We start from the raw sequence: 718 nt of genomic DNA, 5'->3' as shown, positions 1-718 counted from the left end.
GTCTGGAGGCGACGGGTTACGTAGGTGGGCCAGCCCGGTCGGTCTGTGGCCCGGCTGGGCTTGAGCCTCCAGACCCCACTCCCGGGAGTCCCGGAACAAGGTTTGAAGGACGGTGTTGACTGGCGAAATGTGGCATCCATGCGAGAGGCTGACTCGATGAGCATCGTGTTGACGCAGCTGTACGTGCCGGCGGACCGGCCGGACCGGGCGCGCAAGGCGCTCGCGGGCGATGCCGACGTGGTCATCCTGGACCTGGAGGACGCGGTGGCGCCGCCGAACAAGGAGGCGGCACGGGCGGGTATCGGCGAGCTGATCGACGAGTTTCCGCAACGGCCCGTTCAGGTGCGCGTCAACGCGCCGGGCACCCCGTGGGGGCACGGTGATCTGGCCATGGTGGCGAGGCTGCCGCGACATGTCGACGTGCGGCTCCCGATGGTCACGTCCCCGGAGGATGTCGCGGCAGCGGTCGGCGTCGTGGGGGAACGCCCGGTGCACGCCCTGCTGGAGACCGCGTCCGGCATCGAGGCGGCCGCCGAGATCGCTGTGGCGCCCGGCGTCGCATCGCTGGGTTTGGGGGAGGCGGACTTGGCGTCAGACCTGGGGGTGAGCGACGACGGCGCCTTGATGTGGTGCCGGCAACGTGTCGTGGTGGCCGCGCGGGCTGCCGGGCTCCCGGCGCCGGCGGCAGCCGTGTACACGAACGTCCGTGACCTGGACG

At 71.0% G+C, this 718-nt stretch carries 1 protein-coding gene; it reads left to right on the top strand.

Annotated features, from left to right (window positions below; genetic code table 11):
• Positions 1–156 precede the first annotated feature (156 nt).
• The coding region (locus ELR45_RS23415) for an HpcH/HpaI aldolase/citrate lyase family protein (RefSeq protein ID WP_240760090.1) at positions 157–718 on the top strand (562 nt) is incomplete at its 3' end.

This window comes from Phytoactinopolyspora endophytica (assembly GCF_004138495.1).
Lineage (GTDB): Bacteria > Actinomycetota > Actinomycetes > Jiangellales > Jiangellaceae > Phytoactinopolyspora > Phytoactinopolyspora endophytica.
This window is presented reverse-complemented; position numbering and strand designations above follow the sequence as displayed.